At 55.7% G+C, this 21,165-nt stretch carries 17 protein-coding genes and 1 pseudogene; 12 read left to right on the forward strand and 6 right to left on the reverse strand.

Annotation, left to right across the window (positions count from 1 at the left end; translation table 11 throughout):
- Positions 1–1,011 carry a glycosyltransferase family 2 protein gene (locus ACR0NF_RS15810; RefSeq protein WP_480472319.1) on the reverse strand — a complete coding sequence of 337 codons (1,011 nt, stop codon included), beginning with the start codon at positions 1,009–1,011 and terminating at the stop codon, positions 1–3.
- On the reverse strand, positions 990–7,412 hold the full coding sequence (locus ACR0NF_RS15815; protein WP_480778562.1) for a type I polyketide synthase: 6,423 nt from the start codon (positions 7,410–7,412) through the stop codon (positions 990–992). The genes ACR0NF_RS15810 and ACR0NF_RS15815 overlap by 22 nt, the downstream gene beginning before the upstream one ends.
- Before the next feature lie 347 nt (positions 7,413–7,759).
- Here ACR0NF_RS15815 and ACR0NF_RS15820 point away from each other — a divergent pair, with 347 nt between their 5' ends.
- A complete protein-coding gene (locus ACR0NF_RS15820) occupies positions 7,760–7,930 on the forward strand; it encodes a hypothetical protein (RefSeq protein ID WP_480667465.1) in 171 nt (56 codons plus the stop codon).
- 4 nt (positions 7,931–7,934) lie between these two features.
- Here ACR0NF_RS15820 and ACR0NF_RS15825 read toward each other — a convergent pair whose 3' ends face one another.
- Positions 7,935–9,290, reverse strand: coding sequence for an oligosaccharide flippase family protein (locus ACR0NF_RS15825; protein WP_480778563.1), 1,356 nt, complete (start codon positions 9,288–9,290; stop codon positions 7,935–7,937).
- 468 nt (positions 9,291–9,758) lie between these two features.
- Between ACR0NF_RS15825 and ACR0NF_RS15830 the strand changes: the two genes are divergently transcribed.
- The 10 genes from ACR0NF_RS15830 to ACR0NF_RS15875 all read left to right on the forward strand — a co-directional run bounded on the left by ACR0NF_RS15830 (position 9,759) and on the right by ACR0NF_RS15875 (position 18,281).
- Positions 9,759–10,661, forward strand: coding sequence for an ExeA family protein (locus ACR0NF_RS15830; RefSeq protein ID WP_480472322.1), 903 nt, complete (start codon positions 9,759–9,761; stop codon positions 10,659–10,661).
- A complete protein-coding gene (locus tag ACR0NF_RS15835; protein ID WP_480667464.1) occupies positions 10,658–12,217 on the forward strand; it encodes a GumC family protein in 1,560 nt (519 codons plus the stop codon). The genes ACR0NF_RS15830 and ACR0NF_RS15835 overlap by 4 nt, the downstream gene beginning before the upstream one ends.
- A 13-nt stretch (positions 12,218–12,230) precedes the next feature.
- Positions 12,231–13,073: a CpsD/CapB family tyrosine-protein kinase gene (locus ACR0NF_RS15840; protein WP_480472324.1), complete on the forward strand. Its 843-nt coding sequence runs from the start codon at positions 12,231–12,233 to the stop codon at positions 13,071–13,073.
- 58 nt (positions 13,074–13,131) lie between these two features.
- Positions 13,132–14,010: a class I SAM-dependent methyltransferase gene (locus ACR0NF_RS15845; protein ID WP_480472325.1), complete on the forward strand. Its 879-nt coding sequence runs from the start codon at positions 13,132–13,134 to the stop codon at positions 14,008–14,010.
- A 294-nt stretch (positions 14,011–14,304) separates the two neighbouring features.
- The gene (locus tag ACR0NF_RS15850; protein ID WP_480472326.1) at positions 14,305–14,775 is read left to right on the forward strand and encodes a PI-PLC domain-containing protein; all 471 of its coding nucleotides are present in this window, start codon (positions 14,305–14,307) and stop codon (positions 14,773–14,775) included.
- A complete protein-coding gene (locus ACR0NF_RS15855; protein WP_480472327.1) occupies positions 14,765–15,397 on the forward strand; it encodes an HAD family hydrolase in 633 nt (210 codons plus the stop codon). Before ACR0NF_RS15850 ends, ACR0NF_RS15855 begins: the two co-directional genes overlap by 11 nt.
- Positions 15,394–16,140, forward strand: a complete 747-nt coding sequence (locus ACR0NF_RS15860) for a glycosyltransferase family 2 protein (RefSeq protein ID WP_480778564.1) — start codon at positions 15,394–15,396, stop codon at positions 16,138–16,140. The genes ACR0NF_RS15855 and ACR0NF_RS15860 overlap by 4 nt, the downstream gene beginning before the upstream one ends.
- Positions 16,137–16,457 (forward strand): cupin domain-containing protein, encoded by a 321-nt coding sequence (locus ACR0NF_RS15865; RefSeq protein ID WP_480472329.1) that lies wholly within the window; start codon positions 16,137–16,139, stop codon positions 16,455–16,457. The genes ACR0NF_RS15860 and ACR0NF_RS15865 overlap by 4 nt, the downstream gene beginning before the upstream one ends.
- The gene (locus tag ACR0NF_RS15870) at positions 16,451–17,209 is read left to right on the forward strand and encodes a glycosyltransferase family 2 protein (RefSeq protein ID WP_480472330.1); all 759 of its coding nucleotides are present in this window, start codon (positions 16,451–16,453) and stop codon (positions 17,207–17,209) included. Before ACR0NF_RS15865 ends, ACR0NF_RS15870 begins: the two co-directional genes overlap by 7 nt.
- A gap of 70 nt (positions 17,210–17,279) precedes the next feature.
- On the forward strand, positions 17,280–18,281 hold the full coding sequence (locus tag ACR0NF_RS15875; protein WP_480472331.1) for a WavE lipopolysaccharide synthesis family protein: 1,002 nt from the start codon (positions 17,280–17,282) through the stop codon (positions 18,279–18,281).
- 171 nt (positions 18,282–18,452) lie between these two features.
- Here the strand turns inward: ACR0NF_RS15875 and ACR0NF_RS15880 are convergent.
- Positions 18,453–18,721: pseudogene (locus ACR0NF_RS15880) on the reverse strand (transposase); the annotation flags it as partial.
- A gap of 15 nt (positions 18,722–18,736) precedes the next feature.
- On the opposite strand from ACR0NF_RS15880, the gene ACR0NF_RS15885 reads away from it, so the two are divergent.
- A complete protein-coding gene (locus ACR0NF_RS15885) occupies positions 18,737–18,964 on the forward strand; it encodes a hypothetical protein (protein WP_480472332.1) in 228 nt (75 codons plus the stop codon).
- On the opposite strand, the gene ACR0NF_RS15890 is transcribed toward ACR0NF_RS15885, so the two are convergent.
- Both ACR0NF_RS15890 and ACR0NF_RS15895 read right to left on the reverse strand, forming a co-directional pair.
- The gene (locus ACR0NF_RS15890) at positions 18,951–19,874 is read right to left on the reverse strand and encodes a polysaccharide deacetylase family protein (protein WP_480472333.1); all 924 of its coding nucleotides are present in this window, start codon (positions 19,872–19,874) and stop codon (positions 18,951–18,953) included. The two genes, ACR0NF_RS15885 and ACR0NF_RS15890, sit on opposite strands and share 14 nt — an antisense overlap.
- A gap of 63 nt (positions 19,875–19,937) precedes the next feature.
- Positions 19,938–21,143: a glycosyltransferase family 4 protein gene (locus ACR0NF_RS15895; RefSeq protein WP_480472334.1), complete on the reverse strand. Its 1,206-nt coding sequence runs from the start codon at positions 21,141–21,143 to the stop codon at positions 19,938–19,940.
- Positions 21,144–21,165 lie beyond the last annotated feature (22 nt).

A 21,165-nucleotide genomic window follows, 5' to 3' on the forward strand; every position in this document is an offset into this window, starting at 1 on the left:
TTACTCTCCAACAACAGGTTCTGGGGCGCCGACCTTCCTGTTACGGCCCAGCGCCGCGCGAAATAGCGCACGTGTATCATGCCAGAGTAGGGTCAGCAGAAAATAGGGTGAAACGCCGCGTTCCTTGCGGGTGATCAGGCACCGTAGCCAATGCAGGAACCCACCTGCAAGATGGGCCAGAGTGGCACCAGCCGCGTAAAGCGCGCCGTGGTTTTTGACAAAATAGTGCAGCCTTGAATCGTACCAGTATCCGGGCACGCGCCTCCACGTTTTCATACCCGTCGAGGCCGAGCCGATATGCATGACCTCACTGTTGCGCACATAATCGGTGCGATACCCGGCAAGGGCGGCCCGACGGCAAAGGTCGGTTTCCTCAAAATAAAGAAAGAAGGTTTCGTCAAACAGTCCGATCTTGGCCAACACGCTGTCACGCATCATCAGGCTGGCCCCGGCCAGCCAGTCCACAGGCTGCGTTTCCGTCGGGATCGGGATGGGAACGGCCCTGTGGCCCAGCAGCTTGCTGACGGGCCCGAAATTGATCGAGCCCTCAAACTCGCTGGCGATCGAAGGAAAGCGGAAGCTGGTCAGATGCGGCTCTCCATCGTCGCCGTAGATATAGCTGCCCGCGAGCCCGGCCTCGGGCGTGGTTTCAAGATGGCTCAGCAGGATGCGGATTGCATCCGGCGCAGGGAAGGCATCCGAGTTGACGATATAGCAATAATCGGGCCGCGATCCGTCGCTTAGCCCAGCGCGGATGCCCACATTGTTGCCAGCACCGAAGCCGCCATTATGGCCGGATTGGATCACCCGAACCTGCCCGTCCTTGTCCCAGCCTTGTTCAGTCACATGGGTCAGAATCGTCTCGTAAGACCCATCCTGCGAGTCGTTGTCGACGATAATGATCTCACCCTTGATACCTTCCATCGCGGTACGCACGGCTTCGGCCGCGCGCAGGGTCATTTCCGCGGTTTTGTAATTCAGCAGAACGGTCAGGAGGCTGGGGTCAGACATTTTCTCTCCGCCTCATCCAGGCATCGTTTCATACGTGAGGCCAGAACGCGTACATTTGGTTCCAGTACCATCGAGTCATGGTCTCCGGGCACCTCGAACACCTCGATTTTCGGAGCCCATGGGGTCCAGTCATTGTCCGGGGTGATGTAGTCGCGTTCGTGGTTGATCAGGCGATCCGGGGCCACCTTCCATTTCGCCACCAGCGGTGGACGGAATAAGGTTAGCGGGCCGGACCACGGTTTCAGCGGATAAGAGCCAACGCTTTCCAGAAACGCCTCTTCTATGGCAGCGTTGTGGAATTGCTGGCCTTCGGCTTCCGGTTCTTCATCAGATTTGCGTTTCTCCATCTCCCACGCGATGCGGTTCTTGGCCCATTCAACAGGGTAGCTTGGGCCGCGTTCGCGCAGTTCCAGAAGCTGGATCATGATCCGGTCGCGTTTGCTGATTGAGGGCCGCACCGGCAGCGGGGTGTCGAGCATTACCAGCGCGCTGACTTCTTCGCCCGCCGCGGTCAATTGCTGCGCGATCTCATAGGCTGTGATGCCACCGCCCGAGAAGCCGCCCAGCATGTACGGTCCTTTTGGCTGAACCTGCCGCATCTCGGCAATATAATCACGCGCGGCCTCGCACAGGTCGCGATGGGGGTCTTCATCCCCGAACAGTCCACGCGCCTGTAGACCATAGAAGGGCCGGTCGGTGCCGATCAGATGCGCCAGGTGACGCAGGTTCAGCACGTTGCCGAACATACCTGCGACAAGGAAGAACGGCGTCTTTGGTCCGCCCTCGCCGGTGTGCATCGGCACAAGATGAGTGAACCTCCGTTCCGGAGTGGCCGGGGCAGCCGCTGGTGCTTCGCCACCACCTCCTTCGGTCGGAACACCGCGTGCGGCGATCAGTTCCGCACATTTGCGGATTGTCGGAGCTTCGAAGAGGACCGAGATCGGGAAATCCACGTTGTAGGTTTTGCGGATTTGCGCGAAGAGACGCACGGCGATCAAAGAATGGCCGCCAAGATCGAAGAAACTGTCTTCGACCCCGATCTGATCGACGCCCAGCAGTTCCTGCCAGAAGCCGGCCAGCCGGATTTCGATATCATTTTCAGGGGCCACGTAATCCGAGTCTAGCTCGGGCCGTTCAAACTTCTGTTCCGACCCGGCGGCATCGGCATTGCTTTCACCCGCCTGCGCCACAAGGCCATTCAGATCAAGCGAGGACAGGATGACCTGCGATTGCTTTGCTGCCAGCGCCCGGAAGAACAGATCGGCCCCTTCGCTGGCCAGAATACCCTGCGACAGGTTGTGGCGCAGACGTTCCTCGGCTGGCGACAGCGGGGCCGGAGTGTCCAATTCGCTTGTCTGCGCGGTCGGAGCCTCGGACGCAGCAAAACCGGCGGCCTCTTCCATGCGGCGGATCGAAAAGCCCTCGACCTCAACGCAGACGGTGCCGTCTGGGGCAGTGATCGTGACGTCGAAACTGGCGGTTTCACCATCAGCCCGGTTATCGCCCGCATTGCGCACCCAACTGACGATTTCCGCAGGCAAGGGTCGGTGAACACGGACTGATCGGTATGAAACAGGCACCCACAGGTGGGTCGGCTCATAGCCTTCGATCAGCGCCATGGCCCAACCGGTTGCCAGATCCATCAGGCCGGGATGCAGGCGATACCCTGTATCAAGATCGCTGCGCAGATCATCCGTCAGGGCCAGATGTGCAATCCCCTCACTCTGTCCAAGCGCGGTCGAGGTCAAAACACGCCAACGCGGACCAAAGGCCAGATGCGCCTCTTGGCTGGACCGCAGGCGCCCACCTTCGGGCGCTTGCCGCGGATCGGAGCAGCGCGCGGCAATCGCGGCGATATCGATAGGATCGGGCGTGGGTAGCGGCAGCAGAGACAGGCTGGCCTGCGCGTTCATTTCAAAGCCGTCACCTTCGGCAGCGCTTTCGACGACCAGATCATAACCAACATCACTGCGCGGCAGGCGCAGCTTAACCTGCTGATCTTTGCTATCGGAAACCGCGAGCGGGCGCAGGAAGTACAGATCCCTGATCTCAAACGGAGTGATCTCACCCTGCGCGTCCATCGCCTCGGCCGCCAGTTCAAGATAGCCGGTGCCGGGGATCAGCGCGTCACCTGCCTTGGTACGGTGATCGTTCAAGAACCAGCGGTCTTTGGCAGAATAGGTCGCGGTGAAGAGCCGGTTGCCCGAGGGATCGAATGTGGCCTCATCCAGCATCGGAACAGAAGCAGGCTCGGTCGGGGGTGGGGTGCCGCCCGTGCGCGCCTCCATCGCGTCGGCAGCCATGCCGACATCGGACCAGATGCCCCAGTTGATCGCCAGCACTTGCGTTTTGTCCCCGGCGCGCGCGCGGGCGTAAGCGTTAAGGTATTCATTCGCCGCCACGTAATCGACCTGACCAATCGAGGCAGTCGCTGTCGAGGTCGAGGAGAACAGCACCAACCAGTCAAGTGTGCCATCAGGGAACAACTGGTCTATGACCTGCGTGCCGTGGAGTTTTGGGGTAAAGACGTCTTCGATCTCCATCATGGACTTGGTCATGATGGGGGCGTCGTCGATCAGACCGGCTGCGTGGATGACGCCATTGATCTGGCCAAACTCGGCTGTCACCTGATCGATTGCTGCACGCATATCTTCGACATTCGAGACATCGGCGCTGATCGACAGGACTTTGCCGCCAGCAGCCTCCAACGCCTCAATCGCGCGGATACGGCGGGCTGTGCCATCTTGTGGCGCGCTGTTTTGCAGGATGCGGGGCCACTGGTCACGGGGCGGTAGAGCGCCGCGCGAGACCAGAACGATATTTGCCTTGCAGCGATTGATGAGTGACTCGGCCAGCGTCAGACCAATGCCGCCAAAACCGCCGGTGATCAGATAGGTGCCGCCATCGCGCAGTGGCAGATCCTGAGGCATCGGATCGGGCAGGGTTTGAGTACGGTATTGCTGCTCCATCCGCTTGCCGCCGCGCAGGGCAGCCGTCCAATTTCCGGGAGTGGCCAGCAGGTCTTCGAGTACCTGATCGGCCAGTTCGGGCGACGGGGCAGGAGCTTTGCGTTTGCCGTTTTGCTGCGGCAGGTCGATGTCCAAAACCCCGCAGGTGATACCCGGATATTCGCGGGGGATCACGCGGGCAGGGCCAGTCAGCGTGGCCTTTTCGGGATGGGGCAGGCCTTCGTCCCGGACCTGAAACGCGCCAGAGCTTAGGATGCTGATATGCATCGGGCCCGAGAGGTCCTCTTCCCCGATGGCCTGCGCAAGGAAGAACAGGCTGAAAAAGCCCTGCTCAAGATTGCGATGGAAGAAGCTGCTGCCGGGACGGAAGCTCTCGTCCTGTGTCAGCAGCCAGCCGTGCACGATCCGGTCGGGAACGCGGTCATTAGCTGCCAGATCGGCAAGCAGCGCCTGATACCCTTCGCGCCCGCGTTCGGGGGCAAGTCGATAGGTATCAGCATCAATGCGTGCAAACGCATCGCCGGCGGTGACGAGGGTCACCGTATGTCCGGCTTTGCGCAGGCGTTCGGCCAACCCGCCGCACAGCCCGGCCTCATCCGCGAAGATCAGCCAGTTTTCCTGTGTGCTATCCGACAGATCGCCCGAGACATCCACATCACATTCGGCATATTTGGGCGACCATGCCACGCGATAGCCCCAGTCTTCGGGGTTTTCGGTCCGCATCAGCCATTTTTGCGCGCTGTCAGACTGCACCTTGCCCGGCTCGATGAAATAGGGAGAGCGCTGGAACCGATAGGTCGGCAGCGGCACCCGGTTGCGCCGTGCCTCGCCCCAGATTTGTGCCCAATCAAACGTTCCGCCAAGCGCCCAGACACGGCCCAGCATCGCCATGAAATAGGCGTCATCAGCGACGCTATCATCCGGGTGGCGCAGGCTGCCGATCACTTGATTGGCGTCAACCTTGTCATGCTGTCCTGTTAGAGAGGCCAGCGCTTTGCCAGGGCCAACCTCGATAAAGATACGCTCAGGGTTTTCAGCCAGAGTGCCGATGCAATCAGCAAAATGGACGGTGCCGCGCAAGTGACCGACCCAGTATTCGGGATCGGTAGCCTCGGTTTCGGTGATCCAGGTGCCGCTGCGGTTCGAAGGGAAGGGAATCTGTGGTGCGTTGAGCTTGATCGACCGCAGATAATCACCGAAATCCTTCAGGATCGGTTCCAGCATCCGCGAATGGGCGGCGATATCGATCGGGATGCGCTGACAGTCGACATCCTGTTTCGCCAGTCTCTGCTGCAGGTCATCCAGTGCGGCTTGTGGGCCGGTGGCGACTGTCAGGCCCGGCGCATTCACCGCACCCAGATCAAGGTCATCCCCTAGCAGCGGGCGCAGCTCATCCGCTGGCAGCGGCACGCTGAGCATCCCGCCCGCAGGCACCGTATCGAACAGCTTGCCGCGCAGATGGACCAGCCCGATGCAATCCTCAAACGACATCACGCCTGCGACACAGGCCGCCGTGTTCTCTCCCATCGAATGACCCACAAGGGCCGCCGGTTCCACGCCCCATGACATCCAAAGCTGCGCAAGCGCGTATTCGGTGATCATGATCAGTGGCAGTTGCACCGAAGGGGTCTTCAACCGCTCATCCGCCTCGGCCATCTGATCCGGCTCGGGCAGCCAGATGGCGCGGATGTCGTAGTCAAGCTTGGGCTGAAGGATATCCAGACCCTTGTCCATCCAGTCGGCAAAGACCGGTTCGGTCTCATAGAGATCGCGCGCCATGCCCGCGTATTGCGCCCCGCCGCCGGGGAACATGAATACATGGTCGGGGTTGTCCGAGATCACCGTATGAGTGAACACGCGACGCGGGTCGTTTTCTTCCAGAATCGCTGCGGCTTGTTCGTGCGTTTCAGCCACCACAACCCGGCGTTTTTCAAACGCGCGCCGACCCTGTTTCAGGGTCCAAGCCACATCTGCGAGGTTTTGACCGGGGTTCGCGCGCAAATGCGCAGCCAGCGCTTCGGCCCCCTGATCCAGCGCCTTCTTGCTGCGGGCCGAGACGGTCAGCAACTGGAACGGCCAGTCCGAAGGATCAGACTCCTGCCGTACCGGTGCCTCCTGTAAGATCGCATGCGCGTTGGTGCCCCCAACACCCAACGAGTTCACACCGGCCCGGCGCGGGCCTTTCTGCGGCACCCAGTCAGTCAGCGTGTCGTTGACGCGGAAGGGGCTGGTTTCAAAATCAATTGCCGGGTTGGGCTTTTCATAACCAAGGCTGGGCGGCAACTGACGGTGATGCAACGACAGTGACGCCTTGATCAGGCTGGCCACACCGGCGGCTGTATCGAGGTGGCCGATATTGGTCTTCACCGACCCCAGACGGCAGAACCCGGTTTCCTGCGTGGTTTCCGAGAACGCTTTGGTCAGCGCCGCCACTTCGATCGGGTCGCCCAGATAGGTGCCCGTGCCATGGCACTCGACATAGTCGATCGTGTCGGCGGTCACGTCCGCCATCATATGGGCCTCGGAAATCGCGGCGGATTGGCCGTCGACCGAGGGTGCGAGATAACCAGCCTTGGCGGCCCCGTCATTGTTGATCGCCGTACCGCGGATGACGGCCCAGATATGGTCCCCGTCCTCCAGCGCATCCGCCAATCTGCGCAGCACGACGACACCAGCGCCCGAACCAAAGACGGTTCCCTGCGCACGGTGATCGAATGCATGGCATTGGCCGTCGGGCGACAGCACCTCGCCCTCTTTATAGATGTATCCTCGGTTCTGAGGCAGTTCTATGGTGACACCGCCCGCCAGCGCCATATCGCATTCGCCGGTCATCAGCGCCTGCACGGCATAATGCGCCGCAACCAACGAGGTTGAGCATGCGGTCTGCACATTGACGCTGGGCCCCTTCAGGTCCAGCACATGACTGACACGGGTGGACAGGAAATCCTTGTCATTGCCGGTATGGCGCAACAGGAACATACCCACATCATCGACCAGATCCGGGTTTGAGCAGACGTTGAAATAGAAATAGCTGCCCATTCCGCAGCCCGCGAACACACCGATGGGTCCGGGAAAGGTCTCGGGCGGGTGGCCTGCGTTCTCCAAAGCTTCCCATGCGCATTCCAGCAGCTGCCGGTGTTGCGGGTCCATGATGGCCGCTTCCTTGGGTGAGAGGCCAAAGAATTCTGCATCAAACCGATCGAACCCGTCGAGCGGTGCGGCAAAAGGCACATAGTCGGGCCGTTTCAGAAGATGAGGTGCCTCGCCCGAGGCCAAAAGGTCTTCCGCGCTCAGGCGCTGTATCGATTCAATGCCGCCCCGCAGATTGGACCAGAATGTTTCAATCGAGTCGGCACCGGGCAAATGCGCCGCCATGCCAACGATCGCGATATCACCATCTCTGGCTGAGTTATTCACTTTTGAACCGTCCATAACCTTAACCGAGTAACCTTTGAACGTATTAATTCCTGTACCGCATAATGCACTTGTTGCCTGGATATCTATGAACAGTATCACGGAACTTGCGGTGGTTTCCGATCAGTTAGCCCTTCCCAGATCTGAAGCTGAACCAATAATCCCAGCTTAGCGAACGAAATAGCCTGAAATATGGCCAATCCGGCGGTTTCTTCAAGCTTTCCCAATCTGTCAACCAGCAGGTGCCTATATAGGAAACAGTTTTCCAATTGACCACAGATTGTCGAGGCCTTTTTGGTGAGTGCCCCGCTTAAAAACCTGCTGATGGCGACATGTTTCGCGACCTGCATTGAGTCAAGACGACATTGCATGAAGCGCTCGCCTATAACCAGACCGGCACATTCGGAAGCTCGCCGTTTCTGGCGCTGGCTGCCGTTCTGCCCATAGGGTTTTCTGCGCTGATGTTTTCGACTGCCGAAAAACCCTTCATGGCAACGCGGAAAAAAGAGCGTCGCGAGCTCAACCCAACGATCTAGGTTTTCAGAGAAGCTTGGCTATCGCGTCTGCGTTCTGCCAGACGGCGCATAGGCCAAGGCCAATCCCGATAACGCCAAAGACCACGTCATGTAGTGGGTCCCATGCTTTGTGCCGTCGCGCCAGCAGGGCCAACATCGGAGAAACGGCAATATTGGCGATAAATTGTCCCGCCAACGCGCCGATAATTCCAAACTGGCTTACGCCGACAAGAAAGAACGTGATCTGTGTGGTCGATCTTGCGACGACATACAGGCAGAAACCACGGGAATCGCCAGCTGCCAGAGCTACCCGGTCATAGGTCTGAAGAATCACGAGTGGAGTCATTGCGACCGCAATAAGCGTGGCGATACCGCCAGCATGGGAGTACCGGGGGTCATATAGAAACGAAACGATGATCGGTGCCAGCATAGCGAGGATCAGAGTTATGCTTAGGAGCGCGCCAGTGACCAAGAAGCGCATTTTTCGCAGCTCGCGAAAGTTTTGGGCTGATTCTGATGGCGGCTTTTCGCGGTACAGTGGGATCAAAATACGCCCCAGTATCGCGTCTCCCAGAAGAAACGGGAAGCTGGCGATGAAGAAGCCGATACTGTACAGACCGAGCATTTCGATGGTCAGAAACTTCCCGAGAATGATACGATCACCCTGAGTGGCGATGAAACCAGCAATCGTACTCACATAGATCCATTTTCCAAAGTGAAAGAGCTCGCTAACCGATTGATTTTCCCAGCGGAAATGATTGCGCTCGCCGACAAGGAATAGGGTATAAAGTGTGACCTTAGAGGCGCTGGCGACGATTATGCCGACGACAAGAACCCAGATTGACTGGAACACCAGCGCCAGAACAACCATTACGATAACGCCGATGGTCTGGCCGAGGAAGTCCAGCAGCATGACCCGACCGATCATCAGGTGGCGACCTGCGGTTTCCACGGTCGTGGGTTTAAGCCCATCGATTAACAATGAGAGTCCCGCGACCGGTAGCATCAGTGCGAGCGCGGGTTCATTGTAAAACTTTGCTAGTGGGTAGGCGAGCGCGCAGCTTGCCAGCCACAAAATCGCACCGCGAGCGACCTGCATAGTCCAAGCTGTATTCAGAAAATCCGGGTCGTCGCCGCGCTTATTTTGTTGGATTGAAGGGCTGATCCCCGCGTCCGACACCATGGATAGACCAATCATCACTGCGACAATCAGTGCCATTATGCCGAAAGCTTCGGGGAAAAGTAGGCGTGTCAGGATCAGGTTCGACGCAAGCCGAACTGCCTGAGTGCCTCCGAATGAAAATAACGTCCACAAAGAACTGCGCAATGCTCGCGCATTCAGACCCTCACTGAAGAGCCCTTGCTTGTATCGCGTTAACATATTGAACCTAATATAACCTGAACACTACTGTACGAATAGATTTCAACTCGCTTAGCAATTTTTTTGCTCGAAACTACCCTTAAAATATCAATCTGGCATTTTTTTGATGATCTTGCGATTCTTGAACAATCGTGGGGCCAGTTGTGTATCATTAGTGGACTCGGTATGGGAGAGCGTGCTGGCGAACTCGAATGCGCCGCTAAATAGTGTTACGTATTGAGTGTTCAAAATATGACCATGACCAGGGTTTAGTCCGCTTCATCCAAGGAAGTGGAATTGCGGCTTCTAACTTTATTTCAGCAGCGTAATCACCGAGGCCAATCATTAGGCCGAGTTATTGTGACTTAGAACATAGCAACGAGATAGCGAATCTGGAAGAAGATGCCTCAAACTCGCCGTTTTTTGGTGTAACATGGTGCAAGCGGTGTTTTAGTTTGTGTCTACGCCGTAAGTGAAAGAGTGATCACGTTGAACATACGTACTGGCCATACGTCCGGTAATCATACGACCGGCAGCTCATTGGATATTTACACGGACCACTTCGGGTTGACCGAGCGGCCGTTTTCGCTCGTGCCTGATCCCGAGTTCATGTTCTGGTCTGCGTCTCATCAACGTGCGTTTACCATGCTGGAATACGGAATTTTGACTCGCGCGCCGATAACCCTGATTACGGGCGAGGTAGGCTCGGGCAAAACGACGCTTGTGCACCATCTACTCAAGTCGGTGGGTGATGACGTCAAGATCGGATTGATTTCCAATGCGCATGGTGACCGGGGTGAGCTTTTGCGTTGGGTTCTTATGTCACTGGACCAACCTGCGCCTGCCGGGGGTACGTATGTCGACCTCTTCGCGGCTTTTCAGGCCTATCTGATTGATCAGTACGCAAGCGGGCGCCGTGTGATCCTGATTTTCGACGAGGCTCAGAATTTGAGTGTCGAGTCGCTGGAAGAGCTTCGAATGTTCACCAATATCAACTCGAACAAAGATGAGTTGTTGCAATTGGTTCTGGTTGGGCAGCCGGAACTTCTGGATATGATCCGACGTCCCGAGATGCGTCAGTTTGCCCAGCGGGTGGCTTCGAGCTTTCATTTGACGGCGATGGATTCCAAAACGGTTCGAAAATATGTTGGGCATCGGCTGGCGATAGCGGGTGCCAAGCGCAATCTGTTCAGCCGGGCGGCCACTGATCTGGTACATGAAGCCACCGGAGGCGTCCCGCGGCTGGTCAACCAATTGTGCGATCTATCGATGGTTTACGCGTTCACACGCGGCAACAAGAGTATCATTGGGCACACTGTGCAGAAGGTTCTGGATGACGGTGCCTTTTTCGCAGCGCGCCAACCAGAGCAAACAGGCGACTTTCAGCTATGATGAGTGAGTTTCGGTTTTATTTGTCGCTTTTCTTTCGGCGCTTTCACTATCTGGCTTTGATAGTGATTGGCTGCACGGTCGCTGGTCTCGTGCTGGCGTTCACCTTGCCGCCGGTTTATCGCGCACAGGCGCGCCTGGTTGTTGAATCGCCGCAAATCCCCGGTGAGCTCGCTTCCTCTACCGTTCAGGCGAGCGGAATTGAAATCCTTGAAGTGATCCAGCAGCGTCTCCTGACGCGTTCGAAATTGCTGGAATTGTCGGACAAATTCGGAGTCCACGCTGATCAACCCGACCTGCCAGATGATGTAATCGTCGCCGACATGATCGAACGCATCACCATTGATCTTCCTCTGTTCGATTTCAACAATCGTGCTTCCTTTGTTCGGGTTTCCTTCGCTGCGCCAACCGGTGAGATTTCTGCGGTCGTCACCAATGAGCTGGTCGACCAGATTCTTGAGCAGAACATCGAGATGCGTACCAGTGCAACCAGTCAGACGCTGGCGTTTTTTGTGAGCGAAGTCGCGCGATTGGATAAGGAGTTGGGCGAGCAGGGCGCGCGCATTCTCGAGTATCAGGAAACCCACAAGGACGCCTTGCCGGAAAATCTGGAATATCGACGTAACCGTCAATCATCGCTTCAAGCGCGCGTGCTTCAGCTGGATCGGGAATTGTCGGGCCTCAGAGATCGCAGGGCGCGTTTGGTTGAGGTCTATGAGCGCACGGGCCGTCCGGATATACTGGGTGAAAGTTTGACTCCCGAGCAGCGTCAGTTGCGGCAGCTTCAGGATCAGCGGGCTTCGGCACGTACCATTTATTCGGATGACCATCCTCGGATCAAATCTCTTGATGCCCAGATTGCCGCATTAGAAGCAGCCAATATTCAGCTGGGACTTGGGACTGAGACGGCTCCAAACATTACGGCGTTCGAATTGCAGCTTTCGGATATCGACGGGCAAATTGCGTTTATCGAACAAGAACGCGCCATCAATGAACAAGATATCGAAAAACTGGCGGTTTCGATCGAAGCGACACCAAGAAACGCGATTACACTTGGAACGCTTGAACGTGACTATGACAACCTGCGGGATCAATACGCTCAGGCTACAGCCAGCCTTGCCGAGGCCAGAACAGGCGACCAGATTGAAGCCCAGTCGCAGGGGCAGCGCATAACTGTAACCGAATTGGCTACGATCCCATTGCATCCGGCTGACCCGAACCGCAAACTGATCGCCTTCCTGGGGCTGGTGGCCGGTATCGGCTCGGCTGCCGCATTGTTCCTTCTGCTGGAAGTGCTCAACAACACGATACGACGGCCAAAGGAGTTGGAGGCAAAGCTCGGCGGACCCGTCTTTGGTTCAGTTCCATATATCAAGACAAACGAACAGGTCGCGATGCGTAAAGGTGTGATCGCGGTGACCGTTCTGGTGCCTGTTATTGGGGGTTGTCTGCTGATCTACCTGATGCAGATAGACTATGAGCCGCTGGATCAGATCATATCGATTGTAACTGACAAATTGGGCATCGGTGCAGCATCCGAACAGTCCGGCAACGGCTGAAAAGGTATTTATTATGGAACGCATTCAATCCGCAATTCAAAAAGCCAGGGCGGCGCGCGAAAAGACGTTGTCTGATGTCGCAACCGCCGAGCCCGTGAATGTCGCGGTTCCCCAAAGCGAGATTGCCGAACCCAACCCTGTCAAGGATACCGACAAGGCTTGGGCCGATTTGCCCCGGCAGGAATTCAGTGCCAAAGCCTTGAGACGCGCCCGCGTCGTCACGGATCAGCCGGGCGATGATTCCAGTGTATTCGACGGCATGAGAACCAAACTGCTTCATGAAATGCGCAAAAACGGTTGGCGTCGCGTTGCGATCACCTCACCTGGCAGCGCTTGCGGTAAGTCAACATTGAGCCTCAATCTGGCATTCGGGTTGGCCCGACAGCGCGATATGCGAACAATGTTGATCGATCTCGATCTGCGCAGACCGTCCATTGAAAAGATGCTTAATCTGCCTGAGAAACATGCTTTTGCTCTGGCCTTGGCAGGTACGTCAGATCCTGAAGAGCATATGTTCTGCTATAAGAACAAGCTGGCCTTCGCCACCAATCGTAGCCCTGCGCAGGACCCATCTGAACTGCTGCAAGGCAAGGATGCGGCGCGGGTGATTGACGGGCTCGAGGCGCGCTATAATCCGGATGTCATGATCTTTGATACGGCACCTCTGCTGACATGCGATGACACAAACGCCTTTTTGGACCAGATCGATTGTGTGCTACTGGTCGCAGCAGCTGAGACTTCTACGGTCGAAGAGATGAAGAAATGCGAACATGAGATTCGCGAAAAAAGCAATCTTCTGGGTGTGGTGCTGAACAAGTGCCGCTATCTGGAAAAGCCCTATACCTACGGCTACTGAGAGTGACGTCAGATCCAATCCGGAAACGCGGCGTGGTAAGCCAGGAGGTAGAAGCCTGATGATGTGGTCCGATGATCATTTGCACCGCATTCGGGCCCAGTTGTTGGGTAAGGACTCAGATAAGCTGATCCAGCTCATGCTGCAGAAAAGCCTGATGGCCGAACCGGATTCAGAGCTGTCTGATGCAGTTCGCGTTGCCGAGGAACTTGAGTGGCTTGATGCATCGTCAGGTAGCTTGACGACTATGGGCCGTTTGGCATCGGATTCATGTCGCGAGTATGCGTTCTGGCTGGATCGGAACAAGGCCTTACCCTTTGAGGGGTTCGCGCCACATTTGACGGCAGAATACTTTCGCGATCGCAACGTGATGGAGATTGGCTCGGGGATGGGTGCCAACCTGTTGTCTCTGTCGGCTGTTGGCGCTGGGGCATTCGGGATCGAACCGGTTGCGGCCTATCGCCAGATGGGTGCGATTTTCTCGGAACGCGAAGGTCTGCCAATAGCCACAGTTCATGATGGTCAGGCAGAGCAAATACCGTTCGCCGACGACCACGCAGATTTGGTTCTGTGCGTTTCGACGCATCAATATTTTGATATTCACCCTGCTCTGAGTGAGATCAAGCGTGTCCTGCGGCCAGGAGGTGAATTGATCATCATTGGGGGAACGCTTGGTGTATATTGCCAAGAAAACCTACCGGACCTTCTGCGCGGCATGGGTCAGGCAAAGGCTTATGTTATCACCGTGGTGAATACACTTAATTACATGACTATGGGAAAGCGCCTCCTTGTACCGCGCGGCGAATTCTCGACCTCGCGACCGATTTATCCCAGTCGCCGGGCGATGCAGCGATGGCTGTCGTCAGTCGGATTGAAGGAGGCATCACCATCATGCAGGGTGGAGGGTGAGACCTGTTTTCATTACATTTCGGAGCAATAAATTCAGCAACAGTGATGGTGTAATCTCCACAGTGTTGCAAAAAGAAGATCAGTTTTTACGCAGCCGGTTAATTTCTTGAGGCTGTCATGTGTTAATCCTAAGGTAGAATTGTTTTAGTGAGTAGTCATGGTCATGCAGGTACTTAGCCACAGGGGTTATTGGAAATCACCGGAAGAGAAAAACCTACCGGTTGCTTTCAGGCGTTCATTTGAACTGGGTTTCGGGACAGAGACGGATTTTCGTGATCTTGCCGGGGCTCTGGTGGTGTCTCATGATCCTCCAGTTGATGGTTGTATGCTCGCCTCTGATATGGCCGAAATCTATCGCGATCTGGGGCCCAATTTGACGTTAGCACTAAACATAAAGGCCGACGGTCTGACCGACATGGTGCGCGATTTTCTGGACGCTTATTCCATTCGCGATGCCTTTGTCTTTGACATGTCCGTCCCAGACGCCTTGCGCTGGCTAGACTCGGGTATCCCCGTTTTTACGCGGCATAGCGACGAAGAAATGGACCCCAGTTTTTATGATCGCGCGGAAGGGGTTTGGCTGGATGCGTTCCGCTCGGACTGGTGGGATACAGCTATCATCGCACGCCACTTGGATGCGGGAAAGCGGGTCTGCATCGTGTCGCCTGAACTGCATGGTCGTGATCATCGCCCGGTATGGGAGATGCTGCGCGGCTCGGATGTGCTGGGTCATGAAAATGCCCTGATTTGCACCGATTATCCTGAACAAGCCAGAGAGTTTTTCAATGACGATTGAAGCCGTAGTATTTGACATGGACGGCGTGCTGATTGACGCTAAAGAGTGGCATTTCCACGCTCTGAACCGAGCGCTGGAGCACTTTGGATATGAGATTTCGCGCGCCGACCATCTATCCACTTTTGACGGGCTGCCAACGCGTGTGAAGCTGGAGATGTTGTCGAAAGAGCGCGGTTTGCCGCGTGAATTGCATGGGTTTCTGAACACGTTGAAGCAGAAGTTTACGATCGATCAGGTACATCTGAACTGTAATCCGATCTTCGTGCATGAATATGCCCTCTCCAACCTCAAGGCGCGTGGTTACAAGCTGGGCCTAGCCTCGAATGCGGTGCGCAGTAGTGTCGAGCTGATGATGGATCAGGCTGCGCTGTCCAAGTACCTCGATGTGATGCTCAGCAATGAGGATGTGAAGAAGGCGAAGCCGCATCCCGAGATTTACCTGACCGCCGCCGAGAAGCTGGGTTTGAAGCCTGAGCAGTGCTTGGTGGTCGAAGACAATCCGAACGGGATCAAAGCTGCGGAAGAAGCAGGATGCCCCTTGCTAGTCGTTCAGACCGTATTTGATGTGCAATTGGATCGTATTCTTGATGCCATTGCTCAGGTAGAGGAGCGCGCCGCATGAAAATTGTGATTCCCATGGCAGGCGGAGATGATCTGTTCCGCAAACATGGCTTTCCTTTTGCAAAGCCGATTATCGAGATCGACGGCCGTCCTTTGATTGATCATACGACCGTGCCGTTGACCAGTATCGCCGGGGTCGAGTTTGTATTTATCGTGCGCAAGGAAGATGACCTTCGGTTTCACCTTGGAGATGTCCTGCGTTTGCTGATCCCAGGATGCTCAGTCGTGCGCGCGGATGGCAAGACGGCAGGTGCAGCTTGCACTGCGCTTTTAGCCGTTGCGCATATGGACAATGACGAAGAGCTATTGATTACCAATTCCGATCAGGTTTTGGCCTTTGATGTTGGCTCGGTAATCGACGAATTTCGCGCGCGTGATCTGGACGCAGGAACGGTTGTCTTTGACAGCGTTCACCCACGCTGGTCTTTCGTCAAGACCGACAAAGACGGGCTGGTGATCGAAGCCGCCGAAAAACGCCCGATCAGCCGCGACGCGACTGCAGGGATTTACTATTTCCGAAAGGGTGCGGACTTTGTCGAAGCGGCGAAAACCATGATCCTGAAAGGGGCTGATGTGAATGGCGGGTTTTTTGTTTGTCCGTCCTTCAATGAGATGATCTTGTCGCAGAAACAGATCGGGATTCATCGGATTGATCGTGACCAGTATATTTCATTGGCCACACCGCAGGCGGTTGAAGAATATGAGCAAGAGCTGGTGGCGCGCCGAAAGGCGGTGCGGCAATGAAAACCTTCCGCCTGAATGACATGACTAAAGGTTGGTTTGTCGGAGATTTCGACCCGGCTGTGCTGCGGACTGAAGCCGCGGAGGTCGCTGTGAAAAGCTATGATGCAGGCACTCTCGAACCACGCCACATGCACAAGATTGCACCCGAAGTGACATTGATTGTTTCGGGCCGCGTGCGGATGAATGATCAGGAATATTCGGATGGCGATATCATTCTGATTGAACCAGGTGAAGCCACTGATTTTGAAGCTCTGACCGATACCACGACCGTTGTCGTGAAACTACCCAGCATAGCAGGGGACAAATATCTATGTTGAACATCGTTGTGCCGATGGCGGGTCGTGGCAGCCGGTTTGCGACTGCTGGTTATGATTTGCCCAAACCACTGATCCCGGTTCACGGGTTCCCGATGATCCAAGTGGTGATCAAAAATCTGACACCGAGCACTCCGCATCGTTTTACGTTTTTGATCTTGCGAGACCACGATACCGAGTATGGTCTAGCTGACAAACTGCAAAGCTGGGCACCAGGCTGTGGTATCATCTATGTGGATGAAGTGACCGAGGGCGCGGCGTGCACCGTGTTGCTGGCACGCGAGGTGATTGATAATGATAACCCGCTGATGATTGCCAACTGCGATCAGTACATTGATGCAAGTATTGATGCATATCTGTCTGATATTGGCGATGCTGATGGGTTGATCATGACGATGTGGGCCGATGACGATAAATGGTCCTTCGTGCGCCGGGACGATAGCGGGCGCGTGGTCGAAGTGATCGAAAAGGTTGTCGTCTCAGACGAGGCGACCGTGGGCATCTACAACTTTGCGAAAGGTTCGGATTTCGTTGCGGCGGCGGATCGCATGATAGCGGAGGATATCCGGGTGAATGGCGAGTTTTATGTGGCTCCCGTTTATACCGCCATGGCGGATGCCGGTGCGCAAATCGTATGTCATACGATCGGTAAGGTCGGCGCTGGAATGCACGGGATCGGTGTGCCGGTTGATCTGGATGCGTTCCTCACATCTCCGGTGTCGCAGAAGGCCATCAAGGGGTTGGTTGATGAATAACGACCCACAATCTGATAACAGCCTGTTTTTTAAGGTTTGTCGACGGATTTTGATGTGGACGATGCGCCAAATGAATCATCGTGGACAGGCCTTTTTGACCTATACAAGTCGCCCGAAATTCAGCGCTCAGATCGCGCCGATGGCCGAGCCTGAAAAAGATCTTGGGCCGATGGCGATTGTTATGCAGGGACCTATTGCCGAAGACGATGATGTCACGCTGGAAACAATGCGCATTTATAGGCGGACAATGCCTCAGGTCCGGCTTTATCTGTCGACATGGGATGACACCCCTGAACGTTTGCTAAACGCGCTGCGGCAGGAAGGGGTCAAGATTGTCCTGTCGGCCAAACCTGATATGCCGGGTTTTTCCAATGTGAACATGCAACTGGTCAGCGCCGGAGCGGGGGTTCGCAAAGCGCATGAGGACGGGGCGGAGTGGATTCTGAAAACGCGCACGGACCAGAGACTGTATCGTCACAACGTGATGGGTTTTTTGGCCAGCATGGCGCTGACTTTTCCTCCCAGCGGGGGCTTTGATCAGAAGCACCGCATAATTGGCGTCGGACATGGCACGCTGAAATACGCACCCTATCATTGGGGCGATCAGACTGTTTTCGGCCATGCTGAGGATATGCTGAAATACTGGACACCGGACTTGGTCAGTGCTCCACCGCCAGACCACTTCCCCGAGGCGGTCTCTGACATGTGGGATGAGATCCCAATTGTAGAGATGTGCAAACACGCGGTTGCGGAAAGCTATATCGCGTCAAGCTTTCTGACGCGGATCGGACGAAAGCTGGACTGGAGCGTCGAGGATAGCTGGGCTGCCTATCGCGATTGTTTCGCGGTCGCCGATTACGGTACAACTGATTTCTTCTGGTCGAAGGTACAGACAGGTACCTTGCGGGAATTTGTTAACCGCTATGATCTGCGCTGGATTCGGAATGAACTGACATTTTCAGACTGGATGATGCTTTACGCCGGGGCTGTGACGTCCGCGGACGCACGGAAATATGAAAAGGCGCTGTCTTTGAAGTTTATGGACGTCATTGAGCTGGAGACGACAACCTGAACTTGATCGCTGAATATTCCTGTTTGTGAAACAATGCTTGGATTTATTCAGATCAAGTAATGGTGCAGGTTCAAATGAGCGGAATTTGGTTCATATTAACTCCGCTTCCAATCATTATAGGACCGCTTGGGTTTGGCCGGGACTAGAATTGTATATGAATAGGCTCAGGGCTCATAACCAATAACTGACGAGAGCCGCGAGCGCGATGGCTGACAGGAAGTCCTTCGGGCATCTGTTGCCACACGCCTCCAGTCTTTGAGCCTACCAAACATGTTCTCCATCCGGTTGCGGCGTTTGTATCGGCGCTTGTCATACTTCACCGCTTTCTTTCGCTGTTTCCGGCGAGGGATACGGGCACGTATCCCTTTGTCTTTCAACGCTTCCCGGAGCCAATTGGCGCCATACCTGCAGTCTCCGAGTAACCATTCGACATCCGGAAGGTAAGCCCAAATGCCTTGCGTGCGCTTCAGGAAGAGGGTGATGTATTCGATTATGTCCTTGCCAGCGACATCCAGTATATCGCGGATTGGAGCGGGATAGCTGACTGGCCGGTGGCTGAGGATGATCGCGACAAGCCATTTGCGAGCGTCTTCGAGGTTTTGGTGAAAGACGAAGCGGCTAATCTGGGTGTTTTGAAACGCAATTCAGCCCCGTCATCCAGATGGGGCCTCAATACCCGATAAATCGAAGGCGCATACGGGCGAGGCTGTCATAACGTCCCACCAGCACGCGCGGGATCGCATAAGGGTTAACCTGCAGAGGATCGCATAGCTCTGATCCGAGCGCTGTTGCCGATGTGAAACCGGCCTGTTTCACCGCGTCTTGCAGCGCTGGGCTGTGGTTGCCGTTTGGATACGCAAAATGGTTGATGGGTTGTTCCGTCCACTTCTGCAACAGCTTCCGGGAGTCTTGTATACTTTGCATGGCTTCATCCAGCGGAATTTGGTCCAACAGGTTGTGGCAGTGACTGTGCGCACCGATGGTCACGTATGGCGATTGCGCCAACTCTCGCAGCTGCTCGCGCGTAAGCGGCGCAAGAGGTGTGACATCGACCTGAGATGGTCCGGCCTGTTGCAGAATTTCAAGGGTCAAAGCTTCGCGCAAGTCCGGGGCGACAGTTTTTAGCGTCTCTAGGATATCCGAGATCACCATCCATCTTGTAGCACCTGTTTCAGGGCCGATCTGCCAAGTTTTTGGCCCGTCGGCTTCGACGCGGATGGTCGTGACCCCTGGGTTTTGCAAGGCGTTCATGATCCGGTCAAACCAGTAGGGTTGTCGGCTTTCGATTTGCGCGGTCGCAATATAGAGCGTGACGGGCAGCGCCTCGGCTTCGACAATTGGCAACAGATGAGTGAACAGCCCCACATCTCCATCATCGAAGGTGATTACCACCCGGGGGCGCGATGCCGGGGCAGCTGGATCAAGCGCTTGATCGAGGCTGACAATATCGAAGTACTGACGCAAGAAAGCGATCTGCTGCTGAAAGTCCCGTGCGCGCGCAACGGTCCACGCATCCATCACCTCGGTATCCAAGCCAAGCGTGTGATAGCACAAAACCAGTGTTGGATTGGTGCGCAGGGCATGTGAACGCATTAATGTATAGGCTGGTCCGGTGCTAAGGACTGACAGTGCCGTTTGTTTCAACACTCCCATCGATCAGACCTGACCCTGATACAAGGCGCGCAGTTTTTCGACCTCGTGGGTAATGCTGTGACGCGCCGTGACCCGATCTAGCGCATCTTGGCCTATTCGCTTTCGGTCTTCCGCCGAAACGGACAGGGTGTTGCACATGGCTTCTACCAGAGAGCCAACATCTCCGGCCGGTACCAGCCATCCGGTCTTTTCTGGCTGAACCAGTTCGGGTATGCCGCCAACATAGGTTGATATGACGGGTCGGGCTTGTGCCATCGCTTCCATGATGACCACGGGAAGCCCTTCGATCAGGCTGGGCTGCACCAGAGTGTGGCAGTTTAGAATCTCGTCCCGAACCTGCTCTGAAGAGATCCAGCCCGTGATCCGCACCGCGTCTCCAAGACCCAGTGCTGCGATTTTATGTTCGATGGGCGCGCGAAGTTCACCATCCCCAGCCAATACCAGCCGCGCCTGAGGATGCAGTTTCAGAACTTTAGCGAAGGCATCAAGCAAAATCAGATGGGCTTTCTCGGGGCTGAGACGGCCAATGCACAACAGGACAGGATCGTCGACCACTTTGATCAAGGCAGGATCGGCAAAGGCGTCAGATTCCAATCCGCAATGAACAACTTTGAGTTTTGACCAGTCTTCGGACGCGACATGGCGCATCAACTGGCTGCGGCTGAAGGCGCTGATCGCAACGGTAAAACGTGCATTTGCGACCTTGCGGTCAAAGGCCAGTTTAGGTGCGTTGTCCGCTTCATCCATGCCGTGGATGGTAAAGCTGTACTCGGGGCCGCCTAATTGGCGGATCAGCAAGGCGACCTCTGCAGGGTTTGTGCCGAAATGTGCATGCAGGTGCGAGACCGGGTTTTCGTCCAGCCAGAGTTTGATCTGGCAGGCATGGGCGAGATAGATCAGGTGATAAGGCCAAGGGCGCATCGCGTTGCGCGACATGGACAGCGCAGATTTCAAAGCACGCCAGAATGGCCGGGGATTGCGTTGGGCATACTTGATTGCGGTCAGCAGCAACCTGCCTGCGCCATTTCCTAACGTATAGCGCGTTTTATGGCGCTCGGTTTCGTCCTGAGGGTCGGCGACTTCGGCATCCCAGCCGCGAAAGGCAAAACGCTCGACCTCAACGCCCTGCTTTTCGAGTTCGTTAATTTCACGCCGAATGAAGGTGTGACTTACTTTTGGATATTGGTTTGTCAGATAGGCCACACGCATTTGAAACACCTTAACACTAACT

It is taken from the genome of Ruegeria sp. CF4 (assembly GCF_056537345.1).

Excerpts from the sequence above, each read along its gene's own strand:
- ACR0NF_RS15840 (WP_480472324.1), top strand. The coding sequence starts at position 12,231 with ATGGAACGCATTCAATCCGCAATTCAAAAAGCCAGGGCGGCGCGCGAA.
- ACR0NF_RS15825 (WP_480778563.1), bottom strand. The coding sequence starts at position 9,290 with ATGTTAACGCGATACAAGCAAGGGCTCTTCAGTGAGGGTCTGAATGCG.
- ACR0NF_RS15835 (WP_480667464.1), top strand. The coding sequence starts at position 10,658 with ATGATGAGTGAGTTTCGGTTTTATTTGTCGCTTTTCTTTCGGCGCTTT.
- ACR0NF_RS15890 (WP_480472333.1), bottom strand. The coding sequence starts at position 19,874 with ATGCGTTCACATGCCCTGCGCACCAATCCAACACTGGTTTTGTGCTAT.
- ACR0NF_RS15870 (WP_480472330.1), top strand. The coding sequence starts at position 16,451 with ATGTTGAACATCGTTGTGCCGATGGCGGGTCGTGGCAGCCGGTTTGCG.
- ACR0NF_RS15875 (WP_480472331.1), top strand. The coding sequence starts at position 17,280 with ATGAATCATCGTGGACAGGCCTTTTTGACCTATACAAGTCGCCCGAAA.
- ACR0NF_RS15815 (WP_480778562.1), bottom strand. The coding sequence starts at position 7,412 with ATGGACGGTTCAAAAGTGAATAACTCAGCCAGAGATGGTGATATCGCG.
- ACR0NF_RS15850 (WP_480472326.1), top strand. The coding sequence starts at position 14,305 with ATGCTCGCCTCTGATATGGCCGAAATCTATCGCGATCTGGGGCCCAAT.
- ACR0NF_RS15860 (WP_480778564.1), top strand. The coding sequence starts at position 15,394 with ATGAAAATTGTGATTCCCATGGCAGGCGGAGATGATCTGTTCCGCAAA.
- ACR0NF_RS15895 (WP_480472334.1), bottom strand. The coding sequence starts at position 21,143 with ATGCGTGTGGCCTATCTGACAAACCAATATCCAAAAGTAAGTCACACC.
- ACR0NF_RS15810 (WP_480472319.1), bottom strand. The coding sequence starts at position 1,011 with ATGTCTGACCCCAGCCTCCTGACCGTTCTGCTGAATTACAAAACCGCG.
- ACR0NF_RS15865 (WP_480472329.1), top strand. The coding sequence starts at position 16,137 with ATGAAAACCTTCCGCCTGAATGACATGACTAAAGGTTGGTTTGTCGGA.
- ACR0NF_RS15855 (WP_480472327.1), top strand. The coding sequence starts at position 14,765 with ATGACGATTGAAGCCGTAGTATTTGACATGGACGGCGTGCTGATTGAC.
- ACR0NF_RS15845 (WP_480472325.1), top strand. The coding sequence starts at position 13,132 with ATGATGTGGTCCGATGATCATTTGCACCGCATTCGGGCCCAGTTGTTG.